Consider the following 15,408-nt stretch of genomic DNA (forward strand, 5'->3'; position numbering starts at 1 on the left):
GCCTTGCCTCAGTCGCGGGATGCCGCGCGTTCATCCGAGGGAAGGTCCCCGTCATGCTGTCTCGTCCTCTTCGCCGCGCCTTCGGGCTCGTCTCCGCGTCCGCGATCGCCGCGCTTCTCCTGACGGGATGCGCCGCGGAGTCGTCGGCTGCCGGGTCGGCCACAGTCGATGAACCCGCCGGGAGCGCGTCGCCGCGGACGATCGAGCACGCCCGCGGGACCACGGAGGTGCCCGCCGAGCCGCAGCGCGTCGTCACCCTCGAGCCCCTCGAGCTCGACACGGCGGTCGCCGTCGGCATCACTCCCGTGGGAGCGGCGGTCGCGAGCAACGTCGCGGGCATCCCGGCCTATCTCGGGGTCGAGGGCGTCGAGCCGGTCGGGACCGTGCCCGAGCCCGACTTGGAGGCCATCGCGGCGCTGCAGCCCGACCTCATCCTCGGCACCGAGGCACGGCACTCCAAGCTCTACGACCAGCTGTCGGCCATCGCTCCGACGGTCTTCATCGGCACCCAGGCCGATCCGTGGCGTGAGAACGCCGAGCTCATCGGCGAGGCGCTCGGCCGCGAGGACGAGGTCGCCGCGCAGATCGCCGCGGTCGACGACCGCTGCGCCGAGATCGCCGAGGCGCACGACGTGGCCGGACAGACGGCGCAGGTCATCCGACCGCGCGACGAGACCACGCTCAGCCTCTACGGGCCGGTGTCGTTCGCCGGCAGTCTGCTCGAGTGCGTCGGCTATACCACGCCCGAGCACGACTGGGCCGACGGCCTGCAGGCCGACATCTCGCCCGAGAACATCCTCGATGCGCGCGCCGATGCGGTCTTCGTGACCGCTGCCGACGTCTCGGATGCCGCGGCCATCCCCGCGGCCATCACCCAGAACGCGGCGGCGTTCCCCGCCGTCACCCTCGTCGACACGAGCACGTGGGTGGCCGGTGTCGGACCGCACGGCGCCCAGCGCGTGCTCGACGACATCGAGCGGTATCTCGACGAGCGGTGACCCGCGTCGCCCGCCGAGCCGTCATCGCCCTCGCGGTCGTCGGCGCGCTCGTCCTCGTCGCCCTGCTCTCGCTCGCGATCGGGGCCAACCCGCTGCCGCTCGAGACGGTGATCGCCGCGCTGCGGGGAACCGCCTCGCCGGATGCGGCGTTCGTGGTGCTCGATCTGCGGGTGCCGCGGACGATCGTGGGACTGCTGGCGGGAGCAGCGCTCGGGGTCGCCGGAGCGCTCATGCAGGCGTTCACACGCAACCCGCTCGCGGATCCCGGCATCCTCGGGGTCAACGCCGGCGCCGCGCTCGCCGTCGCCCTCGGAATGTCGGTCTTCGGCATCCGCGCCGTCTCGGGAGCGGTCTGGTTCGCCTTCGCGGGTGCTCTCGTCGTCACCGTGGCGGTCTACCTCATCGGCTCGGGCGGCCGCGGGGCGGCCGGTCCGATCCGCCTCACGCTCGCGGGAGTCGCGCTCGGGGCGGTGCTCTCGGGCATCACGACCGGCATCGTGCTGAGCGACCCCGACGCCTTCGACGCGATGCGCAGCTGGAACGCCGGGTCGCTGCTCGGCCGCGATGCGGACGTCATCGCAGCGGTCGCGCCGTTCATCGCGGCGGGCCTCGTGCTGGCGGCGATCCTCGCGCGGGGGCTGAACGCCGTCGCCCTCGGCGATGACGTGGCACGAGCGCAGGGCGCGAACGTCCGCGGCATCCGGATCGGCGTCGTCGCGGCCGTCACTCTTCTCGCCGGGGCGGCGACGGCTCTCGCCGGTCCGATCTCGTTCGTCGGCCTCATGGTGCCGCACATCGTCCGGTGGCTCTTCGGCAACGACCAGCGGGTGATCGTGCTCGGCAGCGCGGTGCTCGCGCCCGTCATCGTGCTGACGGCGGACGTCATCGGGCGTGTGCTGATCGCGCCCGCCGAGGTGCCGGTCGGCATCGTGACGGCGTTCGTGGGAGCCCCCATCCTCATCGCGCTCGCGCGTCGACGACGGGCGAGCGCGCTATGACGGGCGGGCAGGTGGTGAGCGGCGAGCGCGTCCCGACAGGGGAGCAGCAGGCGCGGATGCCGCGGGTACCGCCGACGCTCCGCCTGCGACTCGGGCCGGCCCGGTGGACCGTGCGTCGCCGCAGCCTCGTCATCGGCGCGGCGGCCTTCGCCGCTTCTCTCGCGCTGCTCGTCGTCGCCCTGGGTTCCGGGACCTTTCCCGTGGCGCCGGCCGATGTCGTCGCCGTTCTGCTCGGGCGCAGCGACGATCCCTTGCTGCAGACGGTCGTGGGCGAATGGCGGATGCCGCGGGCCCTCGGCGCGCTCGGTGTCGGAGCGCTTCTCGGCATCGCCGGCGCGCTCTTTCAGACGGTCACCCGCAACCCGCTGGCGAGCCCGGACATCCTCGGGCTCTCGAGCGGCGCGTTCACCGGCATGCTCGCCGCGCTCGTGCTCGTGTCGACGAGCTGGCCGGTGCTCGTGGCGGGGTCCCTCGTCGGCGCGCTCGCGACGGCTGCGGCGATCTGGCTGCTGGCCTATCGCGGCGGCGTGCAGGGCTTCCGCCTCATCGTCGTCGGCATCGGCGTCTCGGCGATGCTGGCCTCGCTGAACACCTGGATGCTGCTGCAGATCGAGCTCGAGACGGCGATGTTCGCATCCGCCTGGGGCGCCGGGAGCCTGAACGGCGTGACGGCGGCCCCGGTGGCCGGGGCCCTCGCGTGCGCGCTTCCGTTCGTCGCGGCGGCGTTCGCGCTCGTTCCGCGCCTGCGTCAGATCGAGCTCGGCGACGACCTCGCCGCCGCCACCGGCGCCCGCCCGAACCTCGTCCGCACCGTCGCTCTCCTCGTCGGCGTCGTCCTCGTCGCCGCGGCCACGACGGTCGGCGGACCGATCGCCTTCGTCGCGCTCGCGGCGCCGCAGGTGGGTCGCCTGCTGGCGCGGACGCCGAGCCTCTCGCTCGGCCTGTCCGCGCTGATCGGCGCGACGCTCCTCCTCGCGTCCGACCTCGTCGCACAGCACCTGCTGCCCGTGCCCCTTCCCGTCGGCGTCGTCACCGTGTCGATCGGCGGCGCCTACCTCGTCCTCATGATCGTGCTGGAGGTCCGCCGTCGTGTCTGAGATCCCGTCCACCGCCGAAGCGCCCGACGCCGCGGCATCCGCATCGGCATCGGTCGCCGCATCCCTGGCCGCGGAGTCGATCACGCTCGCCTACGACGGTGCGGAGATCGTGCGCGACCTGTCGGTGCGCATCGAGCCCGGATCGTTCACCGTCATCATCGGCCCGAATGCGTGCGGCAAGTCGACGCTCCTGCGCGGACTGTCGCGGCTGCTCCCGCCGCGCGCGGGACGCGTCGTGCTCGACGGTCGCGCGATCTCGCAGCTGCCGGCGAAGACGGTCGCCCGTCGCCTCGGGCTGCTGCCGCAGTCGGCGATCGCGCCCCAGGGCATCACGGTGCGCGAGCTCGTCGCCCGCGGGCGGTACCCGCATCAGAACCTGCTGCGGCAGTGGTCGGATGCCGATGACGCGGCCGTCGCGGACGCGCTCGAGGCCACGGGGACGACGGGCCTCGCGACGCGGACGGTGGACGCGCTCTCGGGCGGGCAGCGTCAGCGCGTCTGGGTCGCGATGGTCCTCGCGCAGGAGACCGAACTGCTGCTCCTGGATGAGCCGACGACGTTTCTCGACGTCGCCCATCAGGTCGAGCTGATGGAGCTGTTCGCCGAGCTCAACGAGCGGGGCCGGACGATCGTGGCCGTGCTGCACGACCTCAATCACGCGGCGCGCTACGCGTCGCACATCGTCGCGATGCGGGACGGCCGCATCCTCGCCGAGGGCCCGCCCGCCGAGGTCATCACGAGCGAGCGCGTCCGCGAGGTGTTCGGGCTCGCCAACGTCGTCGTCGAGGATCCCGTGACGGGCGGGCCGCTCGTCGTCCCCCTCCGCGCTCGCCGGGGCGCAGCCGACCCTGCCGCGGGGGCGCGGTCGTGACCGGCGCGGACCGGCCCTGGGCGTACAGTGCGTTCGCCGTCGAGGTCGCCGCGACCCGATGGCTGAGCCCCCGCTTCGTGCGCATCACCCTGCGCGGCGAGGCGCTCGCGGACTTCGCACCGTGGGGTCTCGATCAGCGGATCAAGGTCGTGCTGCCGATGGCTCGCTTCGCCGAGAACCGGGGACTGGCCGACTTCGGCCTGCTCGAGGAGCCGACGCCGCACCCGTCCGATTGGTACGCGCGCTGGAAGGCGCTCGACGAGGACGCGCGCAACGTCCTGCGCACGTACACGCCGTCGGCGATCCGTGCGGACCGGCGGGAGATCGACGTCGACTTCTTCCTGCACGAGCCGGCCGGTCCCGCCTCGGCCTGGGCGGCATCGGCCCGCGCCGGCGACCCGCTCGTGATCACGGGACCCGACGCGCGGATGGGATGGACGGGATACGGCATCCACTGGACGCCCGGCGACGCCCGGCGCTTCCTCCTCGTCGGCGACGAGACGGCGTTTCCGGCGATCCGCAGCATCGTCGCGTCGCTGCCGGCCGGCGCGCGTGCGCACGTCATCGCCGGCGTGGGGGATGCCGCCGACGATGTGCTGACCGGGACGCTGCCGCCGGGGGTGACGGCGGCGCGCGTGCGCCACGTCGAGGGCGACGACGCTCTCCTCGGCGCTGTCCGGGAATGGATGCGCGGGCAGGGGCCCGAGCGCGGGCGAGCCCCGACGGAGGACTCGGGTCTCGCGGTGTGGCTCGCGGGGGAGTCGGGGGTGGTCACCGGCATCCGGCGTCACCTCGTCCACGAGGCGGGCGTGCCGAAGGAACGCGTCTCCTTTCTCGGGTACTGGCGGCGTGGCGGGGCGCTGGTCGGCTGAGCGCCTGTCGCGCGTCGATGTGTGGGCGGGTCTCAGGAGATCCCGGGGTCGGCCGATCCGGTACCCGCGTCTTTCCGGGCGCGCCGGGGCCGGATCGCGCGATCCTCCTGAGTTCTGCCCGGCCCGGACGCCGACAGCGGCGCTCGAGTGCGCTCTCGGGATCCGGAAGGGCGCGCGCGGATCCTGGCGGCGAGTGAGCCCGGCCCCCGAAACCCGTGCTCGGGGTCGGGATGAGCGAGCGCCGGCACGCGCACCGAACTCAGGAGATTCTGGGCTCGGCCGATGCGGTACCCGCGGGCTGCCGGGCGCGAGCCGGGTGGGGAGCGCGATTCTCCTGAAATCCGCGCGCGGGGGCCCGAACCGGCGCGAACCGCTGCGCAGGACGAGCGCGCGTGGCCGATACTCTGAGCCGGTGACCCCGCGTGAACTTCCCGGCGGCGCCGTGCTGCGCGCCGCCCGGCCCGGTGACGAGGCCGGCATCCTGTCGTGCGTTCGGGCGCTCGCCGTCTACGAACGCGAGCCGGATGCCGTCGAGAACACCGTCGACGCGCTCGGCGTGACCCTGTTCGGCGCCGACCCGCGGGCGTTCTGCCACGTCGTCGAACGCGAGGGCGCGATCGTGGGCATCGCGATCTGGTTCCTGACCTACTCGACGTGGACCGGCCGTCACGGCATCTGGCTCGAAGACCTCTTCGTCGATGAGACGCAGCGCGGCACCGGGTACGGCAAGGCCCTCATCTCGTCCCTCGCCGCGGTGTGCGTCGAGCGCGGTTACTCGCGTCTGGAGTGGACCGTCCTGGACTGGAACGCCCCCTCGATCGCGTTCTACCGCTCGATCGGCGCCGCCCCGATGGACGAGTGGACGACGCAGCGCCTCACGGGCGACGCCCTGCACGCCCTCGCCGGCTGACGCCGCGGGGAGCTCCCGTCAAGCCCACGGCGCGAGTCGACGGGCGCTCCTAGGCTGAGGGCATGGCAGATCAGATCCACGTTCCGAACGTGTCCCTCAACTCCGGCTTCGAGATTCCGCAGCTCGGCTACGGCGTCTTCAAGGTCGACCCCGCCGAGACCGAGCGTCTCGTGTCCGAGGCCTTCGAGGCCGGCTACCGCCACATCGACACGGCGGCCATCTACGGCAACGAAGAGGGCGTCGGTCGCGCCATCGCGGCCAGCGGCATCCCGCGTGACGAGCTCTTCATCACGACGAAGCTCTGGAACGACCGCCAGGGCGGCGACGAGCCGCGCGCCGCGCTCTCGGAGAGCCTCGAGAAGCTCGGACTCGACCACGTCGACCTGTACCTCGTGCACTGGCCCGCCCCCGACAACGGCACCTACCTCAACGCGTGGCAGAAGCTCATCGAGCTCCGCGACGCGGGACGCACCCGCTCCATCGGCGTCTCGAACCACCTCGTCGAGCACCTCGAGAAGATCGTCGGCGAGACCGGCGTCGTCCCGGCGGTCAACCAGATCGAGCTGCACCCCGCCTACCAGCAGAAGGAGGTCGTCGACTGGGCGACCGACAAGGGCGTGCGGATCGAGTCGTGGGGTCCCCTCGGACAGGGCAAGTACGACCTCTTCGGCGCCGAGCCGGTCGCCGAGGCGGCAGCTGCGCACGGCAAGAGCCCCGCGCAGGTCGTGCTCCGCTGGCACCTCCAGCGCGGATTCATCGTCTTCCCGAAGACGGTCAGCCGTGAGCGCATGGTCGAGAACGCGTCGCTGTTCGACTTCGAGCTGACGACCGCCCAGGTCGACGCGATCTCGGCTCTCGACCCGGGCGACGGCTCGGGCCGCGTGAGCGCGCACCCCTCCGAGGTGCACTGACCCGGGTCGCTCGAAGGCCGGGTCTCGGGCGCAGTTCGCAACGCCGCGCGCGGAGATCTCCGCGCCGGTCGTGACGAACTGCGCCCGACCTGTTCGTAGGCTGGTCGAGTGGCCTCCGTCCTCAACGTCTCGGCGTACCTCTTCACGCGCATCGCCGACCCCGCAGCACTGCGTGTCGTCCTGAAGGGACGAGCGGACGCCGCGGCCCTCCGCGGCACGGTGCTGCTGGCCGAGGAGGGCATCAACCTCTTCCTCGCCGGTGCGCCTGACGACGTGCGCGGGTTCGTCGACGCGCTGCGGCGCGAGGATCGCTTCGCCGCGCTCACGACGAAGGAGAGCTGGTCGGACGAACAGCCGTTCGGACGGATGCTGGTCAAGGTGAAGCGCGAGATCATCCGCATGGACCGGCCGGCGATCCGCCCCGAGTCGGGTCGGGCACCGGCCGTGTCGCCGGCCGAGCTCCGCCGCTGGCTCGACCAGGGTCACGACGACACCGGTCGCGAGGTCGTGCTGCTCGACACCCGCAACGCGTTCGAGGTCGATTACGGAACCTTCGACGGTGCGATCGACTGGCGCATCGAACGCTTCACGCAGTTCCCGGAGGCCGTCGCCGAGCACCGGGAGCAGCTGGCCGGCAAGACGGTCGTGAGCTTCTGCACCGGCGGCATCCGCTGCGAGAAGGCCGCGATCGTCCTTCGCGACGAGGGCGTCGACGCCTTCCAGCTCGAGGGCGGCATCCTCGGCTACTTCGAGAACGAGGGCGGCGCGCATTGGAACGGCGACTGCTTCGTGTTCGACGAGCGCGAGGCCCTCTCACCCGACCTCGGCCCGCGGAGCTGACATGCCGCGGATCGTCGTGCTCACCGGAGCCGGGATCTCGGCAGAGTCCGGCATCCGCACCTTCCGAGCCGCCGACGGACTCTGGGAGGACCACCGCATCGAGGACGTCGCGACGCCCGAGGGCTACGCGGCCGACCCGGCGCTCGTGCACGCCTTCTACGACGAGCGCCGGCGCGTTGCGGCCGCGGCTCAGCCCAACGCCGCGCATCGCGCGCTCGCAGACCTCGAGGCGCGGCATCCCGGCGACGTCGTCGTGGTGACCCAGAACATCGACGATCTGCACGAGCGGGCAGGCTCGCGGCGGGTGATCCACATCCACGGCGAGTTGGAGCGCGCGCGCTGCGAGGCGTGCGACGAGCGGATGCCGTGGCACGGCGACCTCGCCGGAGAGCCGGCCTGTCCGCGATGCGGCGTCCGCGCGCTGCGCCCCGACGTCGTCTGGTTCGGCGAGGCCGTGTACCGGCTCGACGACATCGTCGACGCGGTGTCGCTGTGCGAGGAGTTCTGGGTGATCGGCACCTCGGGAGCGGTGACGCCCGCGGCATCCCTCGTCGTCATCGCCGCCGAGAACGGCGCCCGGACCGCGCTGCTCAATCTCGAGGCGCACGAGGAGACGGCCCTCTTCGACGATGTCGTGCTCGGCCCCGCCACCGCGACGGTCCCCGCCTGGACCGCTCGTTTCTGACCCGACCGCTGCTCGACGCGCCCCGCGCCCCGATGCGGCGCGCGGCGTCGGAGGCCCGCGGTAGCGTCGTCGCATGCACGCCCACGAGCTCACCCGCGAGCAGGCGCGCCGCATCATCGTGCGCGCGCAGCTCCTCGAGGCCGACCGCCCGGGCGACGTCGTCGAGGTCGCCGAGCAGCTCGGTGCGATCAAGATCGATCCGACCGCGGTGATCGCCCCGAGTGAGCAGGCAATCCTGTGGAGCCGCATCGGGTGGGGGTACGAGCCCGGCCAGCTGCCGAAGGCGGTCGAGGACGATCGACAGCTGTTCGAGTACGCCGGCTCGTTCCATCCGATGAGCATGCTGCCCGCGATGCGGGCCAGGATGCGGGAGCGCACCCTGCGCGAGAGCACGGCCGCCTGGCTGGAGGCCAACGCGGCCTTCCGCGCCGACCTGCTGAGCCGGCTGCGCGACGACGGCCCGCTCCTGGCCGCCGACATCCCCGACACCGCGGCCGTCCCCGCCGGCAACGACAGCGGCTGGTACAGCGACAACCAGGTGCCCCGGATGCTCGATCTGCTCGAGAGGCTCGGCGAGGTCGCCGTCGTCGGACGCGTCGGCCGGCTGCGTCGCTGGGACGTCGCCGATCGGGCTCGCGGCCCCGAGCCCGATCTCGACGCCGATGAGGCCGCGGCGATCCTCGACGACAGACGCCTGCAGGCGGCGGGTCTCGCGCGACAGAAGTCGTCGTGGTCGGCGGTCGGGATGGCGGGCGAGCCCGCGGCGGTCGAGGGCAGCATGTGGAAGTGGCGCGTCGATCCCCGGGCGCTCGACGGTGTCGATGACGACCGGGGTGGACGTGTGGCGCTGCTCAACCCCTACGACGGGATGCTGTTCGACCGGCCGCGCCTGGTCGAAGCCTTCGACTTCACCTACAAGCTCGAGCAGTTCGTCCCGAAGGCGCAGCGCGTGTACGGCTATTTCGCGCACCCGATCCTGTGCGGGGATCGCTTCATCGGCCTCCTCGACGCCGCTCTCGACAAACCGAAGGAGAACCTCGTCGTCGCGGCGATCCACGAACTGGTGCCGTGGGAGAGCGAGGAGCGCGAGGCGGTCGAGGCCGAGATCCGCGATCTGGCCGACTGGCTGGGGGCCGGCCTGCGCGGCCTCGACTGAACGGGGGAGTGACAGGGGCGCCGAACCGGGCCGCGAGGCCTATCAGCCGCAGCGAGACCCCGCAAGGCGGTCGCCCGTGGGGCGACGGAGGCGAAGCATGGCTGTCAGCCCCGGAACCCAACCGAAAGGAGCCGCCCATGGCCCGCATCATCGAGACCATCGACGTCGACGTGCCCGTGTCGGTCGCGTACAACCAGTGGACGCAGTTCGAGTCGTTCCCGCACTTCCTCAGCTTCGTCGAGTCGGTGACCCAGCTCGACGACGGCACCACGCACTGGAAGGTGAAGATCGGCGGCGCCGAGCGCGAGTTCACCGCCAAGATCACCGAGCAGCACCCGGACGAGCGCGTCGCCTGGAACAGTGTCGGGGGCAAGGACGAGCACGCCGGTGTCGTCACCTTCCACAAGCTCAGCGACGCCGAGACCCGCGTCACCGTTCAGCTCGACTGGACGCCCGAGGGCTTCGTCGAGTCCGTCGGTGCAGCGATCGGCATCGACGACCACGCCGTCAAGAAGGACCTCACGCGCTTCAAGGAGTTCATCGAGTCGCGCGGCACCGAGACCGGTGCGTGGCGCGGCGACATCGAGAACTGACCCCGCCCCGCCCGCGACCGACCGCGAGACAGCACCGGAGCACCGAGACAGCATCCATCAGATGCGGTCTCGGTGCCCGGATGCTGTCTCGCGGTTCGTCGTCAGGAAGCGAGCTTCCGCAGCGCGGAGCGCTGGTGCGCAGCGCGGTCGCCGCTCTTCTCCGACTCCACGATGAACGCCGGCTCGTCAGCGGATGCCGTGAACTTCTGCCCCGCGAACTGGAAGTCCTTCTCCTTCTTCTCGACGATCTTCCCCTGCGTGCGTCCCTGCGAGGTGCTCCAGCTCACGCGATCGCCCGTCGACAGCTCCTGTGCCATGTCGGCTCCTTCCGTTCTCGTCTCGTTCCCGAGATCCTGACGCGGTGCCCCGGCGGCGGCGAAGCCATTGACAGGGAGCTCGGAGCGCTCATCGGCACGGCGCACTGACACACCGCATCCGATCGCGCCAGTGCTCGCACATCCGGTCCGAGCGCTGGAAGACTCGCCCTCATGCGGACGATCGTGATCACGGGAGCAAGCGACGGCATCGGGGCGGCGGCGGCTCGACGCCTCGTGGGCGAGGGGGAGCGGGTGGTCCTCGTCGGGCGCTCGTCCGAGAAGACGCAGGCGCTCGCCGCGGAGCTCGGCATGACCTTCCACCTCGCCGACTTCGCCGAGCTCGACCAGGTGCGTCGGCTCGCCGACGAGCTGCTGACGGCGTACCCGCGCATCGACGTGCTCGCCAACAACGCGGGCGGCATCTTCGGCCCGCGCCACCTCACCGTCGACGGCTTCGAGCAGACGTTCCAGGTCAACCACCTCGCGGGCTTCCTGCTGACGAACCTGCTGCTCGATCGGCTGGCCGACAGCGACGCCTCGGTCATCCAGACCTCCAGCCGCGCGGCGCGCATGTTCTCCCGCTTCGACATCACCGACCTCAACGCGGCGAAGCGGTATTCGGGGCGCATCGCCTACGGCAATGCCAAGCTCGCCAACGTCCTGTTCACGCGTGAGCTGCAGCATCGCGCCGGCGACCGGGGCATCTCGGCGGTCGCGTTCCACCCCGGCGTCGTCGCCACCCAGTTCGCGGCGAACGTGCCGGGGCCGTTCCGCTGGATCTACCACAACCCCCTCTCGAAGCGCGTGCTGACGACGACCGACGAGGGCGGTGCGCGCCTGGTGTTCCTCGCGGACGGCGCACCCCGCGTCGACTGGGCGCCGGGCGGCTACTACGAGAGCGACCGGCTGACGAAGTCGCATCCCCTCACCACCGACGCCGATCTCGCACGCGAGCTGTGGGACCGGAGCGCCGAGATGGTGGCTCTCGCGCCCTGACCCGTGCGGGTGCGGGGGCATGCGGCATCCGCGCTCGATCCGCAAGGGGGTCCGTCCGATGATCCCGGCCGGCTTACCGTGGCGCTCCGACGAACGGAGGACGCCATGGTCGACAAGCGCACCGAACCCCACGGCCCCGAGCAGCTGCCCGACCGGCAGCCGATTCTCGACCCGACCGATCTGAGGAACCAGGCGAGCTTCCGGTCGGGTTCCGCGTCACGCTGGCTCGTGCCGAGCGCGGTGCTCGCGGTCGTGGCGATCGTCCTGTTCGCGCTGGCGCTGCAGCTGCAGGCGGTGCTGCCGGCGGTCGGGATCGTCTATGCGGTGGTCGGCTGGGCGATGATGCTCGTCGCCGCTCGCTCGTCGTCGGACGCCCGCGCCCGCAACGTGCGTCTGGCCGTCGCGATGGCGATCCTCGCGGTCGGGTCGCTCGCGCTGTTCGTGGCGGTGTACGTCATCGAGACGCTCACTCCGGCGGCGTGACCCGGCTAGTGCCCGTCGGCCGATCGTGCAACCGGGTTCGGCTCACGGACGAGCGCGCCTAACGTGAGCTGCATGGCGACGGCTGGAGCGGACTCATCCCCGCAGACGACACGACCCCGCACCGGTCACCATCGGGTGATCGTCGTCGGGGGAGGCAACGGCGGCATCTCGGTCGCCGCGCGACTGCGGCGGCGCGGCGTCGACGACATCGCGCTGATCGACCCGAGCGACGTCCACGAGTACAAGCCGCTCTTCTCGCACGTCGCGGGCGGCACCGCGCGCATCAGCGAGACGACGAGGCCTCAGCGCACCGTCATCCCGGATGGCGTCTCGTGGATCCGCGACGCCGTCTCGGCGATCGATCCGGCCCGCAGCTCGCTGAGCCTGACGGGCGGTGGCACGCTCACCTACGACCACGTCATCCTGAGTCCGGGCATCCAGTACGACTGGGCGAGCGTGCCGGGCCTCGCCGAGGCGATCGGCACCGGCGACGTCACGACCCACTACACCGGCGACCTCGCCGCGAGGACCTCGCTCCGGCTTCGCGACATGCGCGCGGGCACGGTCGTCTTCACGCAGCCGGCGGGACCGGCCTCGTGCGCCGGCGCCGCCCAGAAGCCCATGTACCAGGCCTGCGACTACTGGCAGCGCACCGGCGTTCTCGGTGACATCCGCGTCGTCATGGTCGTGCCCGACGACACCGTGTTCGGCATCCCCGCCTTCGATCGCGAGATCGGGCGCGCGATCGATCGCTACGGCATCGAACTGCGCACGTCGAGCGCCCTCATCGAGGTCGATGCCGACGCCGGCGACGCGGTCATCGGGTCGGCATCGGGCATCGAGCGCATCCACTTCGATCTGCTGAACGTCGTTCCGCCGCAGTCGGCGCCCGAATGGATCGCGGCAGGCGGTCTCGCGGCGCCGGACGATGCGGACGGCTTCGTCGAGGTCGACCCGGACACTCTGCGCCATCGCCGCTACGGCAACGTCTGGGCTCTCGGCGACGCCGCGGCGACGACCAACTCCAAGAGCGGCGGAGCGCTGCGCAAGCAGACGATGGTGCTGGCGAAGAACCTCGTGTCGGCTCTCGAAGGTCGCAGGCCGCGCGCCCGCTACGACGGCTACGGCGTCTGCCCGATGACGGTGTCGCGCTCGAGCGTCGTCTGGGCGGAGTTCGGTCCCTCGAGCGAGCTCATGCCGACGATCCCCTTCTTCCGGCGCATGTACCGCGAGAGCGGGCTGTCGTGGTTCTTCGACCGCCGCATCCTGCCGTGGGTCTATTGGAACCTCATCCTCACCGGCCGCGTGTGACCCCAGCCGCGTCGTCTGCGGCATCCCGGGCGACGAGTCTCACCCGCGCCATGAGGATGCCGGCCACGAGAGCGCCGACGCCGCCGACCGCCATGTCGCCGATCGTGTCGTCGTAGGTCACGAGGATCGAGTCCACGAACGTCTTGCCGAGCCACTCGACCATCTCCCACACCGCGCTCAGAGCGAGTCCGAACGCGGTCGTCACCACGACGCCGGTGCGGCGACGGAAGTCTGGATCGCCCGGCAGCGGCACGACGTCGAACCGTCCGGCCGCGAGGTAGGCGAGCGTCGCGAGAACGCCCGTCGCGACGAGGTGCATGGGGATGTCCCACGCCGGGAACGTGCGGTACAGGTCGATGACATTGCTCCACGCCGCGACGAGCACCGTGACGCCCGTGACGATGTCGAAGGCGGGCCGCGCGCCGAGGAAGCGCGGGACGACCAGGGCGGGGAGCGCGAGGGCGAGGATGCCGGCATCCGTCGGCTCGAACCAGATCGCGGCGACCACGACGCTCACCAGCCCGACGAGCCGCACCGCATCGGCGACGACGGCGCCCGCGCTCCGCGGGGCGCGCAGGAAGTTCTCGACCATCGTCGGTCGGGTGCGCGCGCCGGTCACGAGGTCCCCGCGGCGAAGCGCAGCAGCACGTGGATGCCGAGATGGTCCGAGGGCGCGGCGCCGTCGACGGTGCGCGCGTCGATCGCCGCGCGTTCCACGCCGATGCCGCGTGCGACCGCGATCCAGTCGATGGGGCCGCGCCGCATCCGGGGTTCGACGTAGGCGCCGTAGGTGTCCCACGGGGGGCTCGTGCGTTCCCGGGCGATCCGCCAGGCATCGTCGAGATCACCACTGAGGAGGGCGGCGACGGGTGCCGAGCCGGGCCCCGCATTCATGTCGCCCATGACGATCACGGGCCCGGTGACCGCGGCGGCCAGATCGCTCAGCAACCAGGCCGATCGCAGCCGCGCACGGGCGGAGAACACGTCGAGGTGGGTGTTGAGGACCGTGAAGGATGCGCCCGAGACCCGATCTCGGAACGCGGCCCGGACGACGATCCGGGGCACCGGGCTTCCCCACGAGCGCGAGCCCGGCACGGAGGGGGTCTGCGACAGCGCGAGCTGTTCGTGGCCCTGCAGCTCGAGGCGTTCGGTGTCGAAGAAGATCGGGCAGCCCTCGCCTCGCCCGTCGGCGTTCCGGCCGCGTCCGACGAACCGGTAGGCGGGGCCGAGCGAGCGGCGGACGAGATCCGCCTGGTCGGGCATCGCCTCCTGCGTGCCGAGGACGGCCGGGGGATCGGCCTGGAGCACGGCGGCCATGCGCGGGGCGCGGACCGACCAGCGGTCGTTCGGCGGCCACGTCGGCCCATCGATGCGGCGGCGGATGTTCCAGGTGGCGACGTGCAGGTCGTTCGCTGCGGGTGGCGGCGCCGAGAAGAGGGGACGGATGATGTCGCTCCGGCGGGGTCCGGCCTCGGACCGCGCCCCGGACCGGCTCCGCGGCCGGCTTGGTGTGGTCGTCGCGTCGGTCATGCGGTGCCTCCCGTGCGGCAATCGCCGATCCGGGCTCGTGCCCGGCGCAGCCATCGTCGCACGAGCCGCGTGGGCGGAAGGTCGAACGGCCAGTGCGCCGTAACGGTCCGGAAGCCGCGCGTGATGCGGAGGGCGAAGCTTCGCGGCTCCGCGAACGGACGCATCGAGATCCCCATGGGCGCGCGGGCTGCGCGCCGGATCACGTGCCGCTCGCCGAGGTGGAACGCGAGATCGAAATCGTCGTGGAGGTCGGGGTCGCGACGGTGCACCCGACGGCTGACGTCGCGCCACGCCGAACGGCGGAACGCGAGGTTCGAACCGAACAGGGGGAGGTGCCCGAGTGCGAGGACACCGAACATCGCGTAGCAGCCGAGGTAGACGGCGGCCAGCGGCCTCCGCAGCATCCGAGGCCCGTCGATGAACCGCGCGCCGCCGGTGAGGACGTCGACGTGCGGTCGCTCCTCGAATGCATCCCGCAGGTCGGCGACCCACGTCGCGCCGGGCACGCAGTCGGCGTCGAGTCGCAGGATGACGTCGCCGGCCGCGCTGTCGTAGCCCGCGGCCGCGGCGGCGGGTATCCCCGGCTCGGTGCACACGACGACACGGGCTCCGGCTGCGCGGGCGACCGCCGCCGAGTCGTCGCGCGAGCCGTTGTCGACGACCACGATCTCGTCGGGCGTCTCGGTCTGGAGCGCCAGTGCGCGAAGGCACCGGCGCAGGTGCTGCGCGTCATCCTTCACGGGGATCACGACCGAGACGCTGGCGCGGTCCGATCCGGGCGGGGGCGGGGAGGGTGTCGCGGTCATGTTCCTCCTCACGGTAGGCGGGTGTGCGCGCAGG

General features: G+C 72.0%; 18 protein-coding genes. 14 read left to right on the forward strand and 4 right to left on the reverse strand.

The window, feature by feature from the left end:
• Nucleotides 1-53 precede the first annotated feature (53 nt).
• The 11 genes from F6B42_RS11980 (at nt 54) to F6B42_RS12030 (ending at nt 9,931) form a co-directional block, all read left to right on the forward strand.
• Nucleotides 54-998 carry an ABC transporter substrate-binding protein gene (locus F6B42_RS11980; RefSeq protein WP_150419925.1) on the forward strand — a complete coding sequence of 315 codons (945 nt, stop codon included), beginning with the start codon at nt 54-56 and terminating at the stop codon, nt 996-998.
• Nucleotides 995-1,996 (forward strand): iron chelate uptake ABC transporter family permease subunit, encoded by a 1,002-nt coding sequence (locus F6B42_RS11985; RefSeq protein WP_191089353.1) that lies wholly within the window; start codon nt 995-997, stop codon nt 1,994-1,996. The genes F6B42_RS11980 and F6B42_RS11985 overlap by 4 nt, the downstream gene beginning before the upstream one ends.
• Entirely contained in the window at nt 1,993-3,093 is a 1,101-nt protein-coding gene (locus tag F6B42_RS11990; RefSeq protein ID WP_223878474.1) for a FecCD family ABC transporter permease, read from the forward strand. The genes F6B42_RS11985 and F6B42_RS11990 overlap by 4 nt, the downstream gene beginning before the upstream one ends.
• 1 nt (nt 3,094) lies before the next feature.
• Nucleotides 3,095-3,964, forward strand: a complete 870-nt coding sequence (locus F6B42_RS11995; protein WP_191089378.1) for an ABC transporter ATP-binding protein — start codon at nt 3,095-3,097, stop codon at nt 3,962-3,964.
• Nucleotides 3,961-4,836 (forward strand): siderophore-interacting protein, encoded by an 876-nt coding sequence (locus F6B42_RS12000; protein WP_150419926.1) that lies wholly within the window; start codon nt 3,961-3,963, stop codon nt 4,834-4,836. Before F6B42_RS11995 ends, F6B42_RS12000 begins: the two co-directional genes overlap by 4 nt.
• 412 nt (nt 4,837-5,248) lie before the next feature.
• Nucleotides 5,249-5,746, forward strand: a complete 498-nt coding sequence (locus F6B42_RS12005; protein ID WP_396652467.1) for a GNAT family N-acetyltransferase — start codon at nt 5,249-5,251, stop codon at nt 5,744-5,746.
• A gap of 62 nt (nt 5,747-5,808) precedes the next feature.
• Nucleotides 5,809-6,657: an aldo/keto reductase gene (locus tag F6B42_RS12010; RefSeq protein ID WP_150419927.1), complete on the forward strand. Its 849-nt coding sequence runs from the start codon at nt 5,809-5,811 to the stop codon at nt 6,655-6,657.
• Between the two features lie 108 nt (nt 6,658-6,765).
• Nucleotides 6,766-7,497, forward strand: a complete 732-nt coding sequence (locus F6B42_RS12015; protein ID WP_150419928.1) for a sulfurtransferase — start codon at nt 6,766-6,768, stop codon at nt 7,495-7,497.
• 1 nt (nt 7,498) lies between these two features.
• Complete coding sequence (locus F6B42_RS12020; RefSeq protein ID WP_150419929.1) at nt 7,499-8,182, forward strand: NAD-dependent deacylase; 684 nt, start codon at nt 7,499-7,501, stop codon at nt 8,180-8,182.
• A 73-nt stretch (nt 8,183-8,255) separates the two neighbouring features.
• Entirely contained in the window at nt 8,256-9,338 is a 1,083-nt protein-coding gene (locus F6B42_RS12025) for a DNA glycosylase AlkZ-like family protein (RefSeq protein ID WP_150419930.1), read from the forward strand.
• A gap of 137 nt (nt 9,339-9,475) precedes the next feature.
• Nucleotides 9,476-9,931 (forward strand): SRPBCC family protein, encoded by a 456-nt coding sequence (locus F6B42_RS12030; RefSeq protein ID WP_150419931.1) that lies wholly within the window; start codon nt 9,476-9,478, stop codon nt 9,929-9,931.
• A gap of 101 nt (nt 9,932-10,032) precedes the next feature.
• On the opposite strand, the gene F6B42_RS12035 is transcribed toward F6B42_RS12030, so the two are convergent.
• Nucleotides 10,033-10,248, reverse strand: a complete 216-nt coding sequence (locus F6B42_RS12035; protein WP_150419932.1) for a hypervirulence associated TUDOR domain-containing protein — start codon at nt 10,246-10,248, stop codon at nt 10,033-10,035.
• Nucleotides 10,249-10,419: 171 nt separating this feature from the next.
• Between F6B42_RS12035 and F6B42_RS12040 the strand changes: the two genes are divergently transcribed.
• From F6B42_RS12040 to F6B42_RS12050, 3 genes are all read left to right on the forward strand, one after another.
• Complete coding sequence (locus F6B42_RS12040; protein WP_150419933.1) at nt 10,420-11,244, forward strand: SDR family NAD(P)-dependent oxidoreductase; 825 nt, start codon at nt 10,420-10,422, stop codon at nt 11,242-11,244.
• 105 nt (nt 11,245-11,349) lie between these two features.
• Nucleotides 11,350-11,727 (forward strand): cytochrome d ubiquinol oxidase subunit II, encoded by a 378-nt coding sequence (locus F6B42_RS12045; RefSeq protein ID WP_150419934.1) that lies wholly within the window; start codon nt 11,350-11,352, stop codon nt 11,725-11,727.
• Between the two features lie 72 nt (nt 11,728-11,799).
• Nucleotides 11,800-13,038 carry an NAD(P)/FAD-dependent oxidoreductase gene (locus tag F6B42_RS12050; protein WP_150419935.1) on the forward strand — a complete coding sequence of 413 codons (1,239 nt, stop codon included), beginning with the start codon at nt 11,800-11,802 and terminating at the stop codon, nt 13,036-13,038.
• Here F6B42_RS12050 and F6B42_RS12055 read toward each other — a convergent pair.
• The 3 genes from F6B42_RS12055 to F6B42_RS12065 are packed head-to-tail and all read right to left on the reverse strand — an operon-like array spanning nt 13,022 to nt 15,374.
• Nucleotides 13,022-13,657, reverse strand: coding sequence for a hypothetical protein (locus F6B42_RS12055; RefSeq protein WP_223878475.1), 636 nt, complete (start codon nt 13,655-13,657; stop codon nt 13,022-13,024). The genes F6B42_RS12050 and F6B42_RS12055 overlap by 17 nt on opposite strands.
• Nucleotides 13,654-14,568: an endonuclease/exonuclease/phosphatase family protein gene (locus F6B42_RS12060; protein WP_150419936.1), complete on the reverse strand. Its 915-nt coding sequence runs from the start codon at nt 14,566-14,568 to the stop codon at nt 13,654-13,656. Before F6B42_RS12060 ends, F6B42_RS12055 begins: the two co-directional genes overlap by 4 nt.
• On the reverse strand, nt 14,565-15,374 hold the full coding sequence (locus F6B42_RS12065; RefSeq protein ID WP_150419937.1) for a glycosyltransferase family 2 protein: 810 nt from the start codon (nt 15,372-15,374) through the stop codon (nt 14,565-14,567). Before F6B42_RS12065 ends, F6B42_RS12060 begins: the two co-directional genes overlap by 4 nt.
• Between the last annotated feature and the right edge of the window lie 34 nt (nt 15,375-15,408).

It is taken from the genome of Microbacterium radiodurans, assembly GCF_008710705.1.
In the GTDB taxonomy this organism is placed as follows: Bacteria; Actinomycetota; Actinomycetes; order Actinomycetales; family Microbacteriaceae; genus Microbacterium; species Microbacterium radiodurans.